The organism is Mesorhizobium sp. WSM4816 (assembly GCF_055811535.1).
The window spans coordinates 73607-94246 of sequence record NZ_JBVVQR010000006.1; the positions used below are offsets into that span (position 1 = coordinate 73607).

22 protein-coding genes, 1 pseudogene and 1 riboswitch are annotated in these 20640 nt (G+C 63.6%); of the genes and pseudogenes, 11 read left to right on the forward strand and 12 right to left on the reverse strand.

Annotation, left to right across the window (positions count from 1 at the left end; all coding sequences use genetic code 11):
- Nucleotides 1-15: 15 nt before the first annotated feature.
- Nucleotides 16-648, reverse strand: coding sequence for a pyridoxamine 5'-phosphate oxidase family protein (locus AC0L3H_RS09720; protein ID WP_473585306.1), 633 nt, complete (start codon nucleotides 646-648; stop codon nucleotides 16-18).
- A 116-nt stretch (nucleotides 649-764) separates the two neighbouring features.
- Here AC0L3H_RS09720 and AC0L3H_RS09725 point away from each other — a divergent pair, with 116 nt between their 5' ends.
- Nucleotides 765-1676: a LysR family transcriptional regulator gene (locus AC0L3H_RS09725; RefSeq protein ID WP_473585307.1), complete on the forward strand. Its 912-nt coding sequence runs from the start codon at nucleotides 765-767 to the stop codon at nucleotides 1674-1676.
- A gap of 111 nt (nucleotides 1677-1787) precedes the next feature.
- Nucleotides 1788-2582 (forward strand): lysophospholipid acyltransferase family protein, encoded by a 795-nt coding sequence (locus AC0L3H_RS09730; protein WP_473585308.1) that lies wholly within the window; start codon nucleotides 1788-1790, stop codon nucleotides 2580-2582.
- 26 nt (nucleotides 2583-2608) lie between these two features.
- On the opposite strand, the gene AC0L3H_RS09735 is transcribed toward AC0L3H_RS09730, so the two are convergent.
- The 3 genes from AC0L3H_RS09735 to AC0L3H_RS09745 all read right to left on the reverse strand — a co-directional run bounded on the left by AC0L3H_RS09735 (nucleotide 2609) and on the right by AC0L3H_RS09745 (nucleotide 5003).
- Complete coding sequence (locus tag AC0L3H_RS09735) at nucleotides 2609-3226, reverse strand: LysE family translocator (RefSeq protein WP_473585309.1); 618 nt, start codon at nucleotides 3224-3226, stop codon at nucleotides 2609-2611.
- A 147-nt stretch (nucleotides 3227-3373) separates the two neighbouring features.
- Nucleotides 3374-4321 (reverse strand): aldo/keto reductase, encoded by a 948-nt coding sequence (locus AC0L3H_RS09740; RefSeq protein WP_473585310.1) that lies wholly within the window; start codon nucleotides 4319-4321, stop codon nucleotides 3374-3376.
- A gap of 115 nt (nucleotides 4322-4436) precedes the next feature.
- A complete protein-coding gene (locus AC0L3H_RS09745; RefSeq protein WP_287290919.1) occupies nucleotides 4437-5003 on the reverse strand; it encodes a gamma-glutamylcyclotransferase in 567 nt (188 codons plus the stop codon).
- Nucleotides 5004-5119: 116 nt separating this feature from the next.
- Here AC0L3H_RS09745 and AC0L3H_RS09750 point away from each other — a divergent pair, with 116 nt between their 5' ends.
- Together AC0L3H_RS09750 and AC0L3H_RS09755 are read left to right on the forward strand one after the other, a co-directional pair.
- Nucleotides 5120-6118 (forward strand): DUF2125 domain-containing protein, encoded by a 999-nt coding sequence (locus AC0L3H_RS09750; protein WP_473585311.1) that lies wholly within the window; start codon nucleotides 5120-5122, stop codon nucleotides 6116-6118.
- 53 nt (nucleotides 6119-6171) lie between these two features.
- Nucleotides 6172-7095, forward strand: coding sequence for a sugar kinase (locus AC0L3H_RS09755; RefSeq protein WP_473585312.1), 924 nt, complete (start codon nucleotides 6172-6174; stop codon nucleotides 7093-7095).
- Nucleotides 7096-7186: 91 nt separating this feature from the next.
- Here the strand turns inward: AC0L3H_RS09755 and AC0L3H_RS09760 are convergent, their stop codons facing one another.
- Nucleotides 7187-8122 (reverse strand): prephenate/arogenate dehydrogenase family protein, encoded by a 936-nt coding sequence (locus AC0L3H_RS09760; protein WP_419694883.1) that lies wholly within the window; start codon nucleotides 8120-8122, stop codon nucleotides 7187-7189.
- Nucleotides 8123-8128: 6 nt separating this feature from the next.
- Nucleotides 8129-9238 (reverse strand): histidinol-phosphate transaminase, encoded by a 1110-nt coding sequence (gene hisC / locus AC0L3H_RS09765; RefSeq protein ID WP_473585313.1) that lies wholly within the window; start codon nucleotides 9236-9238, stop codon nucleotides 8129-8131.
- 172 nt (nucleotides 9239-9410) lie between these two features.
- A riboswitch (SAM riboswitch) is annotated at nucleotides 9411-9488 on the forward strand.
- 120 nt (nucleotides 9489-9608) lie between these two features.
- Here hisC and metX point away from each other — a divergent pair.
- Together metX and metW are read left to right on the forward strand one after the other, a co-directional pair.
- A complete protein-coding gene (metX, locus tag AC0L3H_RS09770; RefSeq protein ID WP_077372941.1) occupies nucleotides 9609-10778 on the forward strand; it encodes a homoserine O-acetyltransferase MetX in 1170 nt (389 codons plus the stop codon).
- A gap of 58 nt (nucleotides 10779-10836) precedes the next feature.
- Nucleotides 10837-11451 (forward strand): methionine biosynthesis protein MetW, encoded by a 615-nt coding sequence (gene metW, locus AC0L3H_RS09775; protein ID WP_023797197.1) that lies wholly within the window; start codon nucleotides 10837-10839, stop codon nucleotides 11449-11451.
- A gap of 70 nt (nucleotides 11452-11521) precedes the next feature.
- Here the strand turns inward: metW and AC0L3H_RS09780 are convergent, their stop codons facing one another.
- The 3 genes from AC0L3H_RS09780 to AC0L3H_RS09790 all read right to left on the reverse strand — a co-directional run bounded on the left by AC0L3H_RS09780 (nucleotide 11522) and on the right by AC0L3H_RS09790 (nucleotide 15205).
- Nucleotides 11522-12328 carry a DUF1194 domain-containing protein gene (locus AC0L3H_RS09780; RefSeq protein WP_473585410.1) on the reverse strand — a complete coding sequence of 269 codons (807 nt, stop codon included), beginning with the start codon at nucleotides 12326-12328 and terminating at the stop codon, nucleotides 11522-11524.
- 158 nt (nucleotides 12329-12486) lie between these two features.
- Entirely contained in the window at nucleotides 12487-14313 is a 1827-nt protein-coding gene (locus AC0L3H_RS09785; protein WP_473585314.1) for an ABC transporter ATP-binding protein/permease, read from the reverse strand.
- 115 nt (nucleotides 14314-14428) lie between these two features.
- Nucleotides 14429-15205, reverse strand: coding sequence for a class I SAM-dependent methyltransferase (locus AC0L3H_RS09790; RefSeq protein WP_091593108.1), 777 nt, complete (start codon nucleotides 15203-15205; stop codon nucleotides 14429-14431).
- A 19-nt stretch (nucleotides 15206-15224) separates the two neighbouring features.
- On the opposite strand from AC0L3H_RS09790, the gene AC0L3H_RS09795 reads away from it, so the two are divergent.
- The 3 genes from AC0L3H_RS09795 to AC0L3H_RS09805 are packed head-to-tail and all read left to right on the forward strand — an operon-like array spanning nucleotide 15225 to nucleotide 16760.
- Entirely contained in the window at nucleotides 15225-15473 is a 249-nt protein-coding gene (locus tag AC0L3H_RS09795; RefSeq protein WP_473585315.1) for a hypothetical protein, read from the forward strand.
- A 51-nt stretch (nucleotides 15474-15524) separates the two neighbouring features.
- Entirely contained in the window at nucleotides 15525-16292 is a 768-nt protein-coding gene (gene gloB / locus AC0L3H_RS09800) for a hydroxyacylglutathione hydrolase (RefSeq protein WP_473585316.1), read from the forward strand.
- A 39-nt stretch (nucleotides 16293-16331) separates the two neighbouring features.
- Nucleotides 16332-16760, forward strand: a complete 429-nt coding sequence (locus AC0L3H_RS09805; protein ID WP_473585317.1) for a cupin domain-containing protein — start codon at nucleotides 16332-16334, stop codon at nucleotides 16758-16760.
- A 139-nt stretch (nucleotides 16761-16899) separates the two neighbouring features.
- On the opposite strand, the pseudogene AC0L3H_RS09810 reads toward AC0L3H_RS09805, so the two are convergent.
- The 3 genes and pseudogenes from AC0L3H_RS09810 to AC0L3H_RS09820 all read right to left on the reverse strand — a co-directional run bounded on the left by AC0L3H_RS09810 (nucleotide 16900) and on the right by AC0L3H_RS09820 (nucleotide 19271).
- Nucleotides 16900-17567, reverse strand: a pseudogene (locus AC0L3H_RS09810) (lysoplasmalogenase family protein).
- The gene (gene yddG, locus AC0L3H_RS09815; protein WP_473512123.1) at nucleotides 17567-18454 is read right to left on the reverse strand and encodes an aromatic amino acid exporter YddG; all 888 of its coding nucleotides are present in this window, start codon (nucleotides 18452-18454) and stop codon (nucleotides 17567-17569) included. Before yddG ends, AC0L3H_RS09810 begins: the two are co-directional and overlap by 1 nt.
- Before the next feature lie 28 nt (nucleotides 18455-18482).
- Nucleotides 18483-19271: a DUF3108 domain-containing protein gene (locus AC0L3H_RS09820; RefSeq protein ID WP_091593506.1), complete on the reverse strand. Its 789-nt coding sequence runs from the start codon at nucleotides 19269-19271 to the stop codon at nucleotides 18483-18485.
- A 254-nt stretch (nucleotides 19272-19525) separates the two neighbouring features.
- On the opposite strand from AC0L3H_RS09820, the gene rpmB reads away from it, so the two are divergent.
- Both rpmB and AC0L3H_RS09830 read left to right on the forward strand, forming a co-directional pair.
- Complete coding sequence (gene rpmB, locus AC0L3H_RS09825; protein WP_023797188.1) at nucleotides 19526-19822, forward strand: 50S ribosomal protein L28; 297 nt, start codon at nucleotides 19526-19528, stop codon at nucleotides 19820-19822.
- A gap of 137 nt (nucleotides 19823-19959) precedes the next feature.
- Nucleotides 19960-20640, forward strand: coding sequence for a queuosine precursor transporter (locus AC0L3H_RS09830; protein ID WP_473585318.1), 681 nt, complete (start codon nucleotides 19960-19962; stop codon nucleotides 20638-20640).

The following is a 20640-nucleotide window of genomic DNA, read 5'->3' on the forward strand; positions in this document are numbered from 1 at the left end:
GAACCGGCAGCGCTATCATTCCTTGAGCGTGGCGCTTGAGATGCTGCGCAGTCGCGCGATCTCGTGTTCGAGACGTTCGATACGATTGTCCCGCTCGGCCAGCGCCGCCGCCACATCGGCCGCTTCGAAACGCTGTGGAATGTGCTGCGGGCAATTGGAATCCCAAGCCGAAACCGTGAACAGGATGATCTGCTCCGGGCGCGCCTTGTAGCCTTCCGGCATCAGCTTCGCCATCAGTTCGGTGTCCTGCTCGACGACCCGCGCGCTGCCCCAGATCTTGATGCGCTGCCGATGCGCATAGTCGATCAGGAACAGGAAAGCCCGCGGGTTGTCGTCCAGATTGCCCTGGGTGATGAATTGCCTGTTGCCGGAGAAATCGGCGAAGCCGATCGTCCGCTCGTCGAGCACCTTGAGGAAGCCGGCCGGCCCGCCGCGATGCTGGATGTAGGGCTGGCCCTCACCATTGGCCGTCGACAGGAAGACGCTGGTCTGCGCCTCGATGAAGGCGGCGAGATCGGGCGTGATATCAGCTTGCCAACTGCCGCGCTCCTCGACGCGGGCATAGGCCTCGCGTGAGCCTTTGCGGGCCTGGATCGCCTTGACGGTTGGCGTAAAGGCGACATCGCTGGTGAAGACGTGAGCATTCATGGAAGGCCTCCTTTGAAGCAGAGCTGCGAGCCAGAGCCAGCGAAGAGATAACGCCTTCCATGTTCCGGATGCAGATGGCATTAATGCAAGAAAGCCTTCCAATTTCCGGGTGAAATATGGATCGCCTCGAGGCCATGTCACTTTTCGTCGCCGCGGTGGAGGCCGGCAGCCTTTCGGCCGCCGGGCGCCGTTTCGGCATCCCGCTTGCAACGGTCAGCCGCAAGGTCTCCGACCTGGAGCGGCATCTGAAGACGCGTCTTCTGAACCGCTCGACGCGGCAGCTGACGCTGACCGACGCAGGTCACGCCTACCTCGCTGCCTGCCATCGCATTCTCGACGAGGTCGGCGAGGCCGAGCGGATCGCCGCCGGCGAATACAGCGCGCCGACGGGTGAACTGATCATCACCGCACCGATCGTCTTTGGCCGCCTGCATGTGCTGCCGGTCGTCACCGGCTTTCTCGCTGCCTACCCCGACGTAGCTATTCGGCTGATGCTTGCGGACCGGATAACCCAGTTGACCGAGGAGCACATCGATCTCGCCATCCGCATCGGCCAGCTTCCCGACTCCAGCCTGGTGGCCACCCGCATCGGCTCGATTCGGCGCGTTGTTTGCGCGAGCCCTGCCTATCTGGCCGAGCACGGCACGCCGCGGACGCCGAAAGACCTCGCGGCACACGACTGCGTCACCTTCGAGGGACTCACCGCTCCCGCCGCATGGACTTTTGCCACAGGCAAGACCGACCTCACCGTTCCGATCCGCTCACGGCTTCGGGTCAACACCGCGGAAGCGGCGATCGATGCCGCGATTGCCGGCATCGGGTTGACGAGGGTGCTTTCCTACCAGATCACAGCTGCAGTGCGGTCGGGCACCCTCCGCGCCGTGCTGGAGGCATTCGAGCCGCCGCCATGGCCGGTCAGCCTTGTGCATGCCGGCCAGGGCCTGCTGCCGGTGAAACTGCGTGCGTTCCTCGATTTCGCCGCCCCACGCCTGAAGAAACGGCTGGTGCAAGCGACGTGGCAGGCCTGACGAACGGATCGCGGCTTCACCAAGGCGGATAGATCTCCGGCCATCGCACCGTTTCCTTTTTGCCCGCGCTTGGTGTAACCAACGCACACCTCCTCACCGGGCTCTTCCTGCATGCTTTATGTCCGCTCGCTGGCGTTCAACTTCGTCTTCTACGTCAATCTGATCGTCCAGATGATCCTCTGGACCCCCTACTATTTCCTGTCGCCGCGCCACCGCGCCTGGTTCGTGCCGAAATTCTGGTCACACACCAGCATGTGGCTCTATGACAAGATCGCCGGCACCAAAAGCGAGATCACCGGCCAGGAAAACCTGCCCGAGGGTTCCTTCATCCTGGCGCCGAAGCATCAGTCCTTCTGGGACGCGATCGCCTTTTTCCCGTTCCTGCAGGATCCGATCTACATTCTCAAGCGGGAACTGACCTGGATCCCGTTCTTCGGCTGGTACATCCTGAAAATGCGGATGATCCCGGTCGACCGCGGCAGCCGCTCGAAGGCGCTGAAAGCGGTGGTCGCCGCGACCAGGCAGGAACTGGCGCGCAATCCCCGCCAGCTGATCATCTATCCCGAGGGCACGCGCCGGGCGCCGGGCGACGAGCCGGCCTATAAATACGGCATCGTCGAGCTCTATATCCAGCTTGGCATTCCGGTGGTGCCGGTCGCCCATGTCGCCGGCCTCTACTGGCCGCGGCGGAAATTCCTGCGCTATCCCGGCACGATCAAGGCCCGCTTCCTGCCGCCGATCCCGGCGGGTTTGGGCAAGGAAGAATTCATGGAACGGCTGATCGGCGAGACGGAAGCCGCCTGCGACCAGCTGCTCATCGAGGCGTCCCAGGCGCCCAACCCGCCGCCAATGCCGCCGACGGCGGTAAAGCGGCTGGGGGAACTTGGCTCCGATACCCCGACCTGAACCATCTAAGCTTGCGGCACTGTCCCCTAGGGAATCACAGCCAGCGCCGTGGTCAAAACCAGTGTTGCCGCGAACGTCAGATTGATGATCCGCGAGGCCAGCGGCTTGCGCAGGAAGCGCGCAAACGCTGCCCCGGCGAGAAGCCACAGGACATGGATGGCGACGATCATCGAAGCGAGGACCGCCAGCCTGAGCCCTGCATCGAGCTCACCGGCGGACGACGTGCCAGCAAATACGGCGGCAATCGCTACATAGGCTTTCGGGTTGGCGACGGCCAGAAGAAACCCGCCGAGGAATGTGGGACGCGCCGCCCCGCCGCTACGCGCGGCCAGAGGCGGGGCCGTTGCTATTTTGAAGGCGAGGTAGAGGATGTAGGCTGCGGATGCCACCGCCAGGAGCGGTGTGAGCGTCGGCACAAAGGTGAGCATGGCCGTAATGCCCGTCGCCACGAGCAAAAGCACGGCGACCGTACCAAGAATGATGCCCGAGGCGTAGCGGAGCGAATCGCGCAGGCCGAAGGCGGCGCCGACGGCGGTGACGCTTATCGTCGCCGGCCCCGGACTGCCCATCACGACCGCCGATGCCAGCACAAGCGCGAGCAATTGCTGCCATAGTTCCGGATGGGAAAAGACCTGTTCGGCCATCTGTATACCAGTATCCAGGCGCGATGCCGGCAATGGTATGGCAGGGCACAGCAGGGTGTCTTGAACGGTCGTGCAGGGAGCGTTCCGACTCAGGCCGCGCCCGGTTCTTGGCTGCTGTTTGATCAAGCCACCGCTTCGCGCTGGCGCCTAAGCACTCGTGCTGTCGAGCTCGACGATATCGTCCGGACCGAACTCCAATGATGCGGCGCGGACGAGGCTGTCGACCTGTTCCAATGTCGTGGCGCTGGCGATCGGCGCGGTGACGCCGGGCCGCGCAATCACCCAGGCGAGCGCCACTTCCGCCGGCTTGGCCGCGTGACGTGCCGACACGGCGTCGAGTGCCGCCAGGACGCGCATGCCGCGCGCGTTGAGATAGTTCTTCACGTCGTCGCCACGCGCGCTTTTGCCGAGATCGGCCTGGCTGCGGTACTTGCCGCTCAAAAACCCCTTGGCGAGGCTGAAATAGGTGATGACGCCGATATCCTCGGCCATGCACAGATCGCGCAGCGGCCCATCGAAGGAGGCGCGATCGTAGAGATTGTATTCCGGCTGCAGCACCGAATAGCGCGGCAGGCCCCGCAAGCTTGCCACGTCCAGCGCGGCGCGCAACTGGCCAGCATCGAGATTGGAGGCGCCGACGTGGCGGATCTTGCCCTTGTCGAGCAGCTTTTGATAGGCGCCAAGCGTTTCCTCGTAGGGGGTGGCCGGGTCCGGCCAGTGCGACAGATAGAGATCCACGACTTCGGTCTGCAGCCGCTGCAGCGACGCATCGATGGCCTTTTCGATATAGGCAGCGGAGAGGTCTTTCCTGCCCTGCCCCATGTCCGACCCGACCTTGGTGATCACCACAACCTTGTCGCGATTGCCGCGGCTTTTCATCCATTTGCCGATGATCGTTTCGGATTCGCCGCCCTTGTTGCCGGGAACCCAGCGCGAATAGGCATCGGCGGTGTCGATGGCGTTGAGGCCGGCGCCGACGAACCGGTCGAGCAGATCGAAAGAGGTTTTCTCGTCGGCGGTCCAGCCGAAGACGTTGCCACCCAGAACCAGCGGCGCGATGGACAGGTCGGTTTGACCGAGACGACGTTTCTGCAAGACTGATCTCCGTGGGGAATGGAAAGAAGCGGGCGAAAAGCCCCGTGACCGGCTTAACCTATGGCGGGCCGCACCAACGTCAAAGGGCCGGCCGACTTTTCCACCGACCAGCGCTTCACAAAGGCGCGATCCGTTTCGCCACCTCTTCCAGCCAATGGTCGCGGATCCCCAGCGCCTCGAGGTGCTCCAGCGTGCTGGACACATAGTCCTCATTCTTTCCCGACTGGCCAACGGCGCCGCGAACGACGCTCGCCGCATCGGCCGCATCGAGCGCACCGGCATATTGCTCGTGGCTACGGTCGACGACATAGGCGACAGCCTCGACCGTCTCGCCTCCGTCTGTGTCGCCCCCACCCTTGTCGGCCTCACGCGTGTCCCCCTTGTCGAGGCGAATGCTAAGCATGCGCTCGAGATAGACATTGGTGACCAGCTCGCGTTCGCGCAGATAGGTGATGACCTCGTTGCGCAGATCGCCGGGGACGCGGAAAGCCAGCCCGATGCAGGAGCCGCCACGGTCGAGGCCGAGCACCAGGCCGGGCCGTTCGCGCGTGCCGCGATGCACGAAGGAGTAGACGCACAGCGAGCGGCGGTAGCCATGGAGGCGGGCCCGCCGCGTCTCGACATGCGCAAATCCCGGCCGCCAGATCAGCGAGCCGTAGCCAAAAACCCAAAAATCGCCCATATCGCCAAGCCTGGTTGCAGCACCGCACTGGAATCGGTGTTTTTTCAATCCGTCTCCGTCTACCCGATCTTGCCGGAAACGACACCTCTGCAACACGCGCCAACGAGAGCCGCAGCATGACGTCAAATGACGAACGCCCGCCGAATTTTCTCCGCCGGCTGTTCTGGCTCGGCGTTTTCATCGTCGTGCTGTTTTGCCTCTACAGCGCCGGCTGGTTCTACCTGGCAGACAAGGTCAAGAGCGAAGCCGGCAAAGCGGTGGCCGAACTCAACGGCAATGGCATCGAGGCGGACTGCGTCAATCTCACGGTCAGCGGCTACCCCTTAAGCTTCGCCGTTACCTGCGACAGCCTGGCTTATCAGGACGACAGCAGGAACGTCGCCGCCTCGCTCGGCAGCCTCAAAGGAGTCACGCACGTCACCCAGATCCTGTCCCCTGGCGCCGACCTGCAGGGGCCGCTCAGGACCTCCGTGCCGGGGATGGCACCGCTGTGGATCGACTGGGATAATCTGCGAGCGAACGTCAAACTGTCCTGGCCCCTGCCCCGGCGCGTTTCACTGGAGGCAGAGGCTCTGTCAGCCCAGACCGATCCCGCCGATGGCACAGACCCGGTCGAGCTGTTCAGCGCTGGGACAGCGGCCGGAGAATTGCGTCCGAACGGCCAGGACATCGACTATGCCGGGAGTTTTACCGATCTCGAAATCGATCCGGGCGCGATCGATGGCCGCGTGCTGCCGCCGCTCGACGGCAGCGGCGACGTGACGCTGAAGAACGGCGTGGCGCTGATCAAGACACAAACAGAGAGCCTGCGCGGCCAGGCGGTGGATATCGGCAAGCTCGATCTGTCGTCGGGAAGCGCGCGCGTCACCGTTTCCGGGCCGGTCTCGGTCGATGCCGACGGGCTGATCGACGCCGATTTGATGATCAGGCTCAGCGATCCGAAGGCGGTGGCGGAAATCCTCGGCAAAGCCATTCCCGAGCAGAAGAGCCAGATCAAAACCGGCTTTGCCGGGCTGGCGCTGCTTGGCAACGAACCGTCGATGCCGCTCAAGATCGTCAAGGGCAAGGCCTCGCTCGGTTTTATCCCGCTGGGCAGCATCAAGCCGGTCGATTAGGCGATGATTGCGAACCTCCAGTTCGGAAAGACCATGGCCAAACAGGAAGATAGATGAACCGCCCGGTGAAGCTCCTGAGTGTTGGCGCGCTGACGCTCGATACGATCCTTCGCGTCGACACGCTTCCGGCGCGTCAGGGCAAGTTCATCGCGTCCGACGGCGTCCAGATCGCCTCGGGCATGGCTTCGAGCGCGGCCTGCGCCGCACGCCGCCTCGGCGCGGAGGTATCGCTGTGGGCGAGCGCGGGAGACGACCTCGTCGGCGATCAGCTGGTCGCAGGCATTGAGGCCGAAGGCGTCGATTGCAGCTTTGTCCGGCGCGTCGCCGGGGCGCGGTCGGCACTGTCGGCCATCCTGGTCGACACGCATGGCGAGCGCATTATTGTTCCGTTCTATGACAAGCTCGCGCAGGCCGACCCCGAAGCGCCCCCCACTGAGGATCTCACCGCATTCGACGCCGTCCTGGTCGACGTGCGCTGGCCGGGCGCGGCAGCTCTGGCCCTGACGGCGGCGCGCGCAAACGGCCGTCCAGCCATACTCGATGCCGACACCGCGCCACGGGCCGTGCTGGAACGGCTGTTTCCGCTCGCCACGCATATCGTCGCGTCGGAGCCGGCGGCGTTCATCCTCTGCGGCGAGGAGCAAGGCACGCAAAAGGCCTGTGAAGCGCTGGCCAGGCGCACCGATGCTTTCGTAGCGGTGACCGGCGGCGCAGCGGGAAGCTGGTGGTTCGACCGCTCGGTGGCGTCGGTGCGCCACGTCGCCGCGCCAAGGATCAAGGCAGTGGATACGCTTGCCGCCGGCGACGTGTTTCACGGCGCCTTTGCCGTCGGGCTGGCCGAGGCGATGCCGATCGAACGGACATTGCGGTTTGCCAGCGCCGCCGCCGCGCTCAAATGCCTGCGCTTCGGCGGCAGGCTGGGCGCGCCGGACAGGGCCGAGACACTGGCGATGATGGCGGCTCACTGGCCGGATTGAGCGCGAGGCGGCCTTCAAATCGGATGGTACCGCCGCTCTATCTTTTGCTTGAGCATCGGATTTCACCTAAAACCGGTACGGGTCCGATGCTCTATCCCTTGGCCGGATGCTCGACTGCCTGCCGGCCAAAGTCCGGCACGTCGATGTCCTGGCCGGCCTCGATGATCGAGCGGCGCACGGCGCGGGTGCGGGTGAACAGGTCGAACAGCTTTTCGCCGTCGCCCCAGCGGATCGCCCGCTGCAGCGAGGCCAGATCCTCCGAGAACCGCGCCAGCATTTCGAGGATGGCATCCTTGTTGTGCAGGCAGACGTCCCGCCACATCGTCGGGTCGGACGCGGCAAGGCGCGTGAAGTCGCGAAAGCCGGAGGCCGAATATTTGATGACCTCGGACTTGGTCACCGACTCCAGGTCGTCGGCGGTGCCGACGATGTTATAGGCGATGATGTGCGGCAGGTGCGAGACGATGGCCAATGTCATGTCGTGATGCTGGGGATCCATCGTGTCGATGTTGGAGCCGCAGCGGCGCCAGAATTCCGAGAGCCTTTCCAGCGCCTCGGGATCGGTGCCGGGTAGCGGCGTGAAGATGCACCAGCGGTTTTCGAACAATTCGGCAAAGCCGGCGTCCGGGCCCGATTTTTCAGTGCCGGCCAGTGGATGGCCGGGAATGAAATGCACGCCGGCAGGCACATGCGGCTGCATCTGCGCGATGACCGACGCCTTGGTCGAGCCGACATCGGTGAGGATCGCGCCCTGCTTCAGCGCCGGTGCGATTTCCTCGGCGACCTCGCCCGAAGAACCGACCGGCACCGAAACGATGACCAGGTCGGCATCGCCGACCGCCTCTTTCGCATCCGACGTGTAGAAGGAGCCGAGGCCGAGTTGTTTCGCCCGCGCCAGCGTCGTTTCGCTGCGCGTCGAGATGGCGACATGACCGGCAAGGCCTTCGCGATGGATTACGCGGGCCAGCGACGAGCCGATCAGGCCGATGCCGACCAGCGCGATCTTTTCGAACATCGGTGATGTCATGGTGTTCTAGCTTTTCAAAAATGTCGCGAGGGCGGCGACAACGCCGCGATTGGCCTCTTCGGTGCCGATGCTCATGCGCAGCGCATTCGGGAAGCCGTAGCCGGAAACACGCCGCAATATGTAGCCGCGCGCACAGAGGTAATCGTCCGCAGCTGCCGCCGAATGTTTTTTGTCTTCGGGAAAGTGGATGAGGACGAAATTGCCGACGCTCGGCGTCACCCGCAGTCCGAGCCTGGTCAACTCCTGGCTCACCCAGGTCAGCCAGGTCTCGTTATGCGCCACGCTTCGCTCGACATGGGCACGGTCGCGGATCGCGGCAATGCCGGCCTCGATCGCCGTCGCGTTGACGTTGAAGGGACCCCGCACCCGGTTGATCGCATCGATGACATGCATCGGCGCGTACATCCAGCCGATCCGCGCGCCGCCGAGGCCGAGCTTGGAGAAGGTGCGGGTCATGACCACGTTTTCCGCGCCAGCCACGAGTTCGACGCCGGCTTCATAGTCGTTGCGGCGGACATATTCGGCATAGGCTGCATCAAGCACCAGAAGCACGTTTCGAGGCAGGCCGGCATGCAGGCGGCGCACCTCCTGGAACGGCAAATAGGTGCCGGTCGGGTTGTTGGGATTGGCGAGGAAAATGATCCTGGTACGCGCCGTTACCGCAGCGAGGATCGCGTCGACGTCGGCGCGCTCATTGGTTTCCTTGACCGAGACCGGGACAGCACCTGCCGACTGGATGTAGATCTTGTAGACCATGAAGCCGTGTTCGGTGATCACAGCCTCGTCGCCGGGTGCGAGATAGGTCTGCGCAAGCAGGCCCAGAATCTCGTCGGAACCGTTGGAACAGACGATGTTCGCCGGATTGAGGCCATGCACCTCGGCGATCGCCTCCCGCAGGCGCCTGGCGGTGCCGTCGGGATATATGTCGAGCTTGGCCGCAACGTCGCGCGCGGCTTCTATCGCCTTCGGCGAGGGGCCGAGCGGATTCTCGTTCGACGACAATTTATGGACCTTGGCAACGCCGGCCGGCGCCGTGCTTTTGCCCGGCACATAGGCTTCGATGTCCATGATCCCCGCGCGGGGCGTTGGACGTGCCTGATCCGATGCCTGGTTCATATTGCAAAAATCCGTCGAGAACGCTTCCGCTGCTCCAACGCGATGCGAATTTCGGATCCGCCACACTGGAAGCCGCCGCGGAAATACAAGCCGTGGCCTGGAATGTCGAGAGGCGGCAATGATCGGTGCGTGACTGGCCGTTGACGCCGAGGCGCGCCGGTCCTAAAGAAAGGCGAAATCCCGTGGTGATTTGGCCGGTCGGCTTGCAGCCACGTTAAACAACTCGCTAAAGGGCCGTTTGCATCCTGTAACCGGCTTTGCGAAGGCAATGCCGGTTTTTTTGTTGTCCGCAGCCGGCCGGACAGTCGCATCGACCCGAAAATCGCAATCGACTTTCGGAAAACACGATGGGTTGATGTAAGAGGATGCGATGGTCGCGCTGCGCACGAAAAGAACCAACAACGAGGCCGACGAGCCGTCGAGCCCGGTGTTGCGTTTCGGTGCCGACAAGCCGCTCAAGCTCGATGCCGGCACGCTGCTGTCACCGTTCCAGATCGCCTACAAGACTTACGGCACGCTCAACGACGCCCGCTCCAACGCCATCCTCGTCTGCCATGCACTGACCGGCGACCAGCATGTCGCCAGCACCAATCCAGTGACCGGCAAGCCGGGCTGGTGGGAAGTGCTGATCGGCCCCGGCAAGATCATCGATACCAGCCGCTTCTTCGTCATCTGCTCGAACGTCATCGGCGGCTGCCTCGGCTCGACCGGCCCCGCCTCGACCAATCCCGCCACCGGCAAGCCGTACGGGCTCGACCTGCCGATCATCACCATCCGCGACATGGTGCGGGCGCAGTTGATGCTGGTCGACCATTTCGGCATCGAAAAACTGTTCTCGGTGCTCGGCGGCTCGATGGGCGGCATGCAGGTGCTGCAATGGGCGTCAAGCTATCCGGAGCGCGTTTTCTCGGCGCTGCCGATCGCCACCGGCGCGCGCCATTCCTCGCAGAACATCGCCTTCCATGAGGTCGGCCGGCAAGCGGTGATGGCCGATCCCGACTGGCATGGCGGCAAATATTTCGAACAAGGCAAGCGCCCGGAAAAGGGACTGGCTGTGGCGCGGATGGCCGCTCACATCACCTATCTGTCGGAGGCGGCCCTGCACCGGAAGTTTGGCCGCAATCTGCAGGACCGTGAAGCGCTCACCTTCGGTTTCGACGCCGACTTCCAGATCGAGAGCTATCTGCGCCATCAGGGCATGACCTTCGTCGACCGCTTCGACGCCAACTCCTATCTCTACATGACACGGGCGATGGACTATTTCGACCTCGCCGCCGACCATGGCGGCCGGCTCGCCGATGCCTTTGCCGGCACCAAGACCCGTTTCTGCCTGGTCTCCTTCACCAGCGACTGGCTGTTCCCGACCGAGGAGAGCCGCTCGGTCGTTCACGCGCTGAACGCGGCCGGCGCCTCGGTGTCCTTCGTCGAGATCGAGACCGATCGCGGCCACGACGCCTTCCTGCTCGACGAGCCGGAGCTGTTCGCCGCCATCAACGGCTTCATCGCGTCGGCGGCCCGCGCCAGGGGGCTCAGCGCATGATCCTGAAAAGGCGCAGACTTTTCGGATCACGGTCATGCGCCAGACAAAAGGCACGATCATGAGTGTCAACCACGCCCAGCGCGTCGACCTCGAAGTCGTCGCCGATCTCATCCCGCCGCAGTCGCGGGTGCTGGACGTCGGCTCCGGTGATGGCCTGCTGCTCGAATTGCTTCAGGCAACGAAGCAGGTCGACGGCCGTGGGATGGAACTGTCGCAGCGCGGCGTCAACGAATGCGTGGCACGCGGCCTGTCCGTCATCCAGGGCGACGCCGACAAGGACCTCAAATTCTATCCCGACAAGGGTTTTGATTTCGTCGTCCTGTCGCAGACCTTGCAGGCGACCCGCAACCCGAAGCTGGTGCTTGACGAGTTGCTCAGGATCGGCAAGCACGCCATCGTCTCCTTCCCCAATTTCGGCCACTGGCGGGTACGCCTTTCGCTGTTCGTCGAAGGGCGGATGCCGGTGACCAAGGACCTGCCCTATTCCTGGTACGACACGCCCAACATCCATTTCTGCACCATCCGCGACTTCGTCAATCTCTGCGAAGAGCTCGGCGCAACGGTGGAAAAGGCAACCGCGCTCGACGCCAATGGCCAGAAAATCGGCCTGTCGATGCCATGGTGGTTCTGGAATTTCTTTGGCCAGCAGGCGGTGTTCCTGCTGAAGCGGTAACGGCGGCCATCGCTTCGGCCAGCCGGCCGGAGTCCGGAGACATCTGGGACGGATCGCCATTCGTCGAGGTCTAGCGATCAAGTTCCGGAAAATACGGATCGGAGAAAAACCGCCGACCGCGCTCGCCTTGCAAACAGTCGACCGTTGCTGCCGCATCGACCGGGACGGATCCGGGATCGGCCCCGGGACCGGCATTAGGATCGGTAACACCGCTGACCTCGAGGACCAGCTTGCGGCGTATGGCGGTCACGAATTCCGAAGCGGCATAGACCGGCAGCACGAAGGAACCTGGCCCGCCTGTGACGCACTCGGCATAGTATTGGTCGAGATGGCTGAAGCTGGGCGACGGGCTGATCAGGATCGGCAGGCCATTGATGACGATGCCCTTTGCTATCGCGGCGTCGCGTGTCGTGGCGACGGGCATCCCGATATTGTTGGGGCCATCGCCTGAGATGTCGATGACGCTGCGCGTCGCGTCGAAGGCGGCTCCATCCAAAAGCTTGGCGCCGAACGCGAGCGCACTGGAAATCGAGGTGCCGCGAAAGCTCCTGAACGGGCGCGCCTCGATCTTGCCGGCGAATACCTCGGCGCTCTCGGCATCGTCGATGACCTGCCAGGCAATGACGGCGTCGTCGCGGACGGTGCCTGCCCATTCGAAATAGGCCAGCGCAATGCGGCCGTTCACGCCCGAACGCACCGCATTGATGAAGTCGGGGTGGCGCAGCGCCTTGACATAGCCGGCGCGCTGCAGGGCGAATTCCTTTTCGTCCATCGAGTGCGAGATGTCGACCGCCAGCACCAGTTCGACGTCCACGGCAATGGTGTCGGCGGGCGTGGCCAGTGGTGCTGCCTGAGCGCAGGCTAGGCAGGCAAGCAGGCTGACGCAGGTCGCCCAAAAGCGCGCAGCGGTTTTGGGGTAACGACAAGCATCGAAACAAAGACTCAAAGCGTGTCGCATGAATCCAACGCCGCAGGCTTCCGAACGATGCCGGCAATCTTTCGCCGTGATCACGGCAAAATAAAGCTTACGGCCGGCTATGCCTGTTGGCGGGCTTTGGCGACGGCCGGGGGTGGTTCGATCGCGCCGGCCCTGACACGGACTGGCTTGAGAGCCGGTCGCTCGAAATCTCTCACGATCGCCAATGAGCGCGGGAAGAATTCAATGTTGTGCTGGCCACGGCCGATATTGAGGATCGCGGCGTCGGCAAGACGCGCCTCCAGCATCGACAGCACCCGCCGCAGCGTCGCGCCGTCGAACGTGTCCAAAGCCTCATCGATGATCACCCATTTCGGCTGCCGCAAGACCAGCCGGGCAAAGGCAAGCAGGCGCTGCTCGTCATCGCTCAATTCGCGCTCCCAGCGCGCCGACCGGTCGAGCGAGGATGACAGCCGCCCGAGACCGACCTCGGCAAACACCGCCGAGATCTCGGCGTCGCTGACCGCGGCATCGGCGTGGTCGAGCACCTCGCGCAGCGTGCCGAGCGGGAAATAGGGTTTTCGGGGAACGAAGGCCGGCACCTCTCCGGCCGGCATGCCGATCCGCCCGCTTCCCCATGGCCACAGACCGGCAATGGCGCGGAAGAACAGCGTCTTGCCGGCGCGCGGATCTCCGGTGATCATGACGCGCTCGCCGGCGCGGATCTCGACATGGGGCTCGGCGAGCTTGGTGCATCCATCCCGCGACGCAATTTCGAGCTTGTCGAATGTCAGCCTGCCGTCCGGATTTTCGCCGAACTCGATGCGCCTCTCGCTGTGGTGGAGCACATCCGTTTCAGCAAGCGCGATGCGGAAATCGGCGACGCGCATCAGCGTGGCGCGCCAATCGGCGATGCCGCCGATATTGTTGATGAACCAGCGCAACGAGGAATGCACCTGGTTGAAGGCGCCGACAGCCATCATCAGCCCGCCGAAGCTGATGTCACCGGCGAAATAGACCGGCGCGGCGACGAGGATCGGCGCGACGACAGTGATCCAGCCATAGGTGTCGGTCACCCAGGAAAGATTGATCTGGGCGCTGTAGATGCGCCGCATCGCGCCCAGCACCGTGCCGAGGTCGAGCTCAAGCCGCCGTCGCGCGTCGGCCTCGCCGTGCGCAAGCGCGATGGCATCGACATTCTCGTTGACGCGGACCACCGAGGAGCGCAGCTCCGCCTCGCGCGTATAGCGGTCGCTGTTGAAGCGGATGAGCGGCCGCCCGACCAGCCAGCTCAGCCAGGAGGCGGTGCCGGCATAGAGGATTGCGGCCCACACCATGTAGCCCGGAATCGCAAGCGAATAGCCGCCGACATGGAAGACGAAGCCGGAAGACAGCGACCACAGGACGCCGACGAACGAAACAAGCAGAATGAACGACTGCAATAGCCCTATGCCGAGACCTGTCGAAAGATCGGAGAGATGCCCGGCATCCTGCTGCAGGCGCTGGTCGGGGTTGACGCCGATGGCGCCGGCGTTGGCGAGCCGGAAAGCCCGCGCCGGCCGCATCCATTCACCGATCAGATCGACGGTCAACGCCTCACGCAGCTTCAGCCGGATCGTCTGGTCGAGCCAGGTCTGGCCGACATTGAGCACCACAAGCCCGCCGGCGATGGCGGCAAACACCAGAAGCTGGTGCAGGAAACCCTGCATGTCGCGCCGAGCCAGCGCGTCGTAAAAGGGCTCGTTCCAGCGATTGAGCAGAACCTGCCCGATCGAGGTTGCCACAATGACGGCGACGATGCCGAGGCAGGCCCAGAGCAGTTGTTTGCGGATCGGCGACGTCGCCAGCGCCAGCCTGATTGTCGCCAGCTGGTCGCGCAGGCTGCTGGCCTCGACCGACGCGGCAATCGGCTTGGTGCTGGCCTCGAAATCCGGATGATCGGCCATTGATGAAGACCCTTCGCAAGCGGTGCTGAAACCGGTGAACAAGTCGACTCAATCGGGTAGCAAACCCGCCCACGACAGATAGGTGGGAAAAAGCGTTATTCCGATCACGAAAACGTCATCGGCGGCCCGGCGACGGCGCCTTCCCGCTCGGCGATATCCGGCCGAGCCTTGTGGCGCCATGCGGCGAGAAAACCGGCACGAAGACGCGGCGAGAGGCGCGCTGGACGACCGGCACACCCTGATAGAGCCGCTTCTGCGCCTCGACGACGATGACGCCGGAAAAGATCGGCCAGAACCTGCGGCCGGCGCGCTCCAGCACATTGTGGAACCGCATCATGAAGCGTCGCCGCGATGGCGGGAAGAACAGGGCGTCGGACCAGGCCGCGGGCGTGAAATTCGCTTCGCGCAGCAATTCGGTGAGCTGGCCGCGCGAGAAAGGCCGGCCGCTGCCGAACGGCGTATGCTCGAAACGGGCCCAGACACCGCGCCGGTTGGGCACGACGATGACGACGCGGCCGGCGGGCGACAGCACCCGCCAGATTTCGTTCAGCGTCTCGCGCGGGTTCTCGGCATGTTCGAGTGAATGGACGAGCAGCATGCGGTCGATGGAGGCATCGACCAACGGCAATTCCTCATCGAAGACCAGCGCGGTCGCAGTCGGCCCGGTGGCCGGCCAGACCACCGCGCCTTGCGTCGCCGGCATGAAGGCAAAGACACGTTCGGCATCGGTGCCGAACCGCTCCAGCCACGGCAAGGTGTAGCCGAGGCCGACCAGCCGCTCATTGGGCACGACAGCCCATATCGAGGACAACGCCATGGTGATCGAGCGTTCGGCCAATCGCCCGAGCGTGGTCGAATAAAATGAGCGAAGGTCGACGATATCGGAATGCATGCGCGGCACGCTATCTTCGATGCTGTCCAAGTTCAACAAAGGCGCCAAGTTCTACAAAGACGATGACATCCGCGGGCAAGCGCCCTATGTCTGCGGCGACTGCTGCATCGGCCAGAAATCGGTTTCGATTTCGGAAGACACGATGCAGCAGGTAAAAAGTGTCAGAAGCGTCCTTTGTGCGTCCAACTGGACGCGCGGCGCTCTAGAGCAATTCCAGGAAAAGTGTGAAACGGTTTTCCGTCCGGAATTGCGCAAAACAAAGAGTTAGAGCGGTTCGGCGCTTCCGTGAAACGATGAACCGCTCCAGTGGAGAGATGCGATGCCGGTTGAAATCGAACAATTCATGTGCCGCAGCGACAATTTCGGTGTGCTGGTGCATGACCCGAAAAGCGGCCAGACCGCGATCATCGACGCGCCCGAGGAGGCGTCGATCCTGGCCGCGATCGAGCGTACCGGCTGGACGCCGACGATGATCCTGACCACCCATCACCATGTCGACCATGTCGAGGCCAATCTGGCGCTGAAGGAGCGCTTCAAGCTGCGCATCGTCGGACCGGAAGCGGAACAGGCAAAAATCCCCGGCATCGACGAAACCGTCGAGCAGGGTTCAGTCATCCACCTCGGCGAGGAGAGGATCGACGTGATCGCCACGCCCGGCCACACGGCGGGCCATGTCTCCTATCATCTGCCGGCGTCGAAAGTGGCGTTCACCGCCGACACGCTGTTCGCACTCGGCTGCGGCCGGCTGTTCGAATGCAAGCCGCCGGTGATGTACGATTCGTTGAAGAAGCTCGCGGCGCTTCCGGCCGAGACGGTCGTCTATTGCGGCCATGAATACACGCTTTCCAACGCCCGCTTCGCGCTGACCGTCGACCCGACCAATTCGGCATTGAAGGAGCGCGCCGCGAAAATCGAAGCGCTGCGCGCCGACGGCAAGCCGACGCTGCCGACCACGATCGGTGAGGAACTGTCGACCAATCCGTTCCTGCGCTGGCACGATCCGGCAATCCGCAAGCATCTCGGCATGGAGAACGCCTCCGACGCCGAAGTGTTCGCCGAAATACGCAAGCGCAAGGATAATTTCTGAGCACGTTGATGGTCTGGCATCCATGAAGGGCTGAGGAAAATGACCAGTTCCGCCGAAATCATCGCGGCGCTCGGCCTGAAACCGCATCCGGAAGGCGGCTGGTATGCCGAGACCTTTCGCGATGGCGCGGAAGGCGCTCGCGGCCATTCGACCGCGATCTATTTCCTTTTGGAGCAGGAGCAAGTGTCGGCCTGGCACCGCGTCAAGGACGCCGCCGAGGTCTGGCATTTCTATGCCGGCGCCCCGCTGGCACTGTCGATGCATCGGGAAAACGGGCCGGTGATCGAGCAGGTGCTCGGCACGGCATTGGCGGCGGGCGAGCGGCCGCAGATCGTTGTGCCGGCAGGCTGGTGGCAGTCGGCGCGTAGCCTGGGCGAGTGGACGCTAGCCGGCTGCACCGTGGCGCCGGGCTTCGATTTCGCCGCCTTCGAGCTGGCCGAACCGGGCTGGCAACCGGGAACGCCTTAGGTATATCGAGATTCAGGTCAGGCCGAGCCGAAAATGGTGGATTCCGAGAACCGGAACGGAGCGTACGTTTGGGTACGTGAGTACCGGAAGCGCAGGAAACCGCCGTTTGCAGGCCGGCATCACCTGAATATCGACATACCTAACCCAGCAGGAAACCCATCGTGATCCCCAGCTGGGCGGCATAATACAGCACCCAGACCGCGCGGCGCGTCCAGTCGCGGTGCGGCGAGATGGCGCTCAGCAGGAACTTTTCCGAGGCGAGCAGCGCGTCGGACGCCATGAACAGCACGGCGCCGCCGACGACCCAGAAATTGCTCAGGGTCAGCGCCGAAATGCCCATGGCAAAAATTGTCGCGATATAGACGCTGATGGGAAGGCGCAGGGCGGGGCCGACACGGCGCCAGAGCGCAAAAGCATGGCGAGCGCCAACACGGCCATTGCCACGGCAATCGCCGCGCGCCACGGCTCGGCCGAGAGCAGCCCGACCGGCTCGCCGGAGCGCAGGAACAGCGCGATGTAAAACCCATGCGCCACGAGAAAACTGGCCAGCCCGCCGACAAAAGCCTTTTCACCGTCGCGCGACAGCAATGCATCGCCGATGGCGCTGAGCGCCAGCGCAGCGATGAGCAACCCCGGACCGCCCTGCAGCGATGCCAGCACGGCGAGCATTGCCACGGCCAGCGTCTTGACCGCGGAACGCGCAAGCGTCTGTGGCATGTCGATGGTGAAGGCGTAGATCACCGCGGCGGCCAGCGAAAACAGCAGCGTCGCATTGGCGTCGGCGTCGATGCCGCCGGGAAACGGCATCACGCCCCTGCCTCGCTCGCAGCCCTCTTGCGCAAGAACAGCGATTTCGCCGCAAGCGCTGCGCCGCCGGTGATCAGCACGCAGGCGGCGAGGATGCGCAGGGACGGTTCGGCGAAACCGGCTGATATCAGCACCAGCGTCGACAGCAGCGGCGCGGCATAGCTTGCCGCGCCCAGCACCTGGATGTTGCCGCGCTTGACGCCGATATCCCAGGCGTAGAAGGCCGCGCCCACCGGCATCAGGCCGAGGCCGAGCACGGCCAGCCACTGGCCGGCGCCGACAGGCAGCACCGTTTCTTCCAGCATCAGATGGCAGACAAGCGAAAGCGCTGCCGTGGCCGCACAGAACCAGGTGACGATGCTGGTCGGCACCGACGGAAAGCGGCGCGACAACAGCGAATAGGACGACCACAGCACGGCGCAGACGCCGGCCATCGCATAGCCGAAGGCATAGCGCGCGTCGAAGGCAATCCCGCCGGCCTTGGTGACGATCAGGAAAGTGCCGGCAAGGCCGAGCAGTGCGCCGACGACATGGTTCCAGGCCAGGCGCTCGCCCGGCATCAGCGCCGATCCGAGCACGATCAGCAGCGGCCACAGATAGGCGATGAGGCTCGCCTCCACCGCCGGTGCGTTGCGCAGCGCAGTGAAATAGAAGAAGTGATAGCCGAACAGGCCGGCAATGCCGATCAGCCACACTTGCGGCGGTATTTTCCCGCTCCCGGCGGTGGCCGGCATGAACAGCCGCGCGACGAGCCCGACGCCAGTGCCGATCGTGAAGGTGATCGCCGAGAGCAGGAATGGCGGCACCTTGCCGGAAGCGTCCGTAAGCAGCGCCAGCAGCGCCCACATGGCGACCGCCGAGAAGCCGATCAGTGTTGCGCGCCCCATGTCCGTCTCCGGCGGCGCGCGATCGCGCCTAATCTGTCGCTTCGAACCGCTCCGCGCTGACGGTAAGGGTGCCGATTTTCGTGCCGACCGTGGCGTGGATCGGCGCATATACGCCGGTTTGGCCGACCGGTGCAAACGTCACCATGATGCGGCTGCGCTTTCTCAGGTAATCCAGGGATTTGCGGTTCTTGCGATAACCCGCCACCGGCTCAAAATCCAGCCGGCAAGTGACGGTATCGCCCTCGTAGCCGCGCACCGAGGTCGAGCCTTTCGACTCGTAGGTCAGCGTCAGATCGGCGCGCATCTCGCCGTCATAGAGCTTCACCGTGCGCCCGCAGACCTTGTCGAGACTATCGGCATGGATGACGGTGGCGGCCATCGGATCGAGCACCGAGGCGAGATGGCTGGCGGCCAGCGGTATCCATTTCTTGGAATTGCGCTTCTTCGGCGCAGGCACGACCTTGGTCGCGGTAACAGTGCCGTTGGCGAACTGTATATCGATCATCGATGCCTTGTCGCCCGATTTGTAGTCGGCGCGGAACGCCTGCGGCTGCAATTGCTTGCCCAAAATCTTGCCCTTCGACGAGACCGTGCCACGCGTGTCGTCGAATATTGTGGCGAGGCCGGCGCTGGAGACGCTGCCTTCGATCGAATAGGTATCGCCTTCGTAACTGCTGGAAAAGCTTGCCTTGGCCACCGAGAAGCCGTGGACCGAAACCGTATACTCGCCCTTGAAGGATTGTTGCGTGGCGGCAGAAATTGCCGTCGGCAGCGCCACGGCGAGCGATGCAAGGAGAGCATGAGACGAACGAAGCATGGCGGGATCGATCCTCGATTTCAGCAGAAGCGCGCAACTCCAGCCTGGCATCTCCTTGTGCGACCGCTTATAGACTGAATTTCGGCCTTTATGTGAAAGACGTCGTCACACCCGGGCGCAAGCCGGAGCTTGACGCATCGCCGAAATGCAACTATGGAACGCCAACTTTTTCCATAAGGCCGCCTGACCGAAACCGCGCGCCACCCGGCGCGGGTTGAATGTTTGGCCAGACCGAGAACTGAAGGTTTAGAACCATGTCCCGCACCTGCGAACTCACTGCCAAGGCAGTCATGTCCGGCAACAATGTGAGCCACGCCAACAACAAGAGCAAGCGTCGCTTCCTGCCCAATCTCGTCAATGTGACGCTGATCTCGGAAGCCTTGAACCAGAATGTGCGCCTGCGCATTTCGGCCAACGCGCTGCGTTCGGTCGAGCATCGCGGCGGCCTTGATGCGTTCCTGGCCAAGGCCGACGCCAAGGAGCTGTCGCAGCGCGCGCGGCTGCTGAAGAAGCAGATCGCCAAGAAGCTCGCCGAACAGCCGGCCGCTTGATTTTTCAGGCAACCGCCTTCGGCATCGGACCGAAAAGTGCGAAGCGGTTTTCGGAGAAATCCGATGGCCAAACAGCAATGAAGTGTCGTCCGAACTCGGCATGACACCTCGCTGGTTCCATTACCCAGGATAAAAAAATGAGCTTTTTCTCCCGATACCTGCCCTTCGTTGCGGCCATGGCGCTTGTCGTGGTGGCGTCGAACGTCCTCGTGCAGTTCCCGCTGCAGGGTGCAATTGGCGGCCTGTCGCTGGCCGACATTCTGACCTGGGGCGCCTTCACCTACCCGTTCTCCTTCCTGGTCACCGACCTTGCCAATCGCCGCTACGGCCCGGCTGTGGCGCGCCGGATCGTGTTTGTCGGCTTCACGGCGGCAGTGATCTGCTCGGTCGTCATCCCGCCCTTGCTGTTCCGCTACGGCCTGATCGAATTCGAAACGGCTGCCGACCGGCTGGTGCGCATTGCAGCGGCTTCCGGCACCGCGTTCCTGATCGCGCAGCTGCTCGACGTGACCGTGTTCAACCGGTTGCGCCGGCAGAGCTGGTGGCGGGCGCCGATCGTCGGCACGCTGGTCGGCTCGGTGTTCGACACCGCGGTGTTCTTCACGATCGCCTTTTCGGCGGCTTTCGCCTTCGCTGGCCCGAACGATGGCTTTGCGCTCGAAACCGCGCCGCTGATGGGCGTGCTGCCGGTCGAGGCCATGCGCTGGGTGTCATGGGCGCTCGGCGACCTCGGCGTGAAGCTGATCATAGCCGTGGTGGCGCTGATCCCCTACCGGCTGCTTGCCGCCCGCTGGAGCCAGCCGGCACTGGCGGCATAG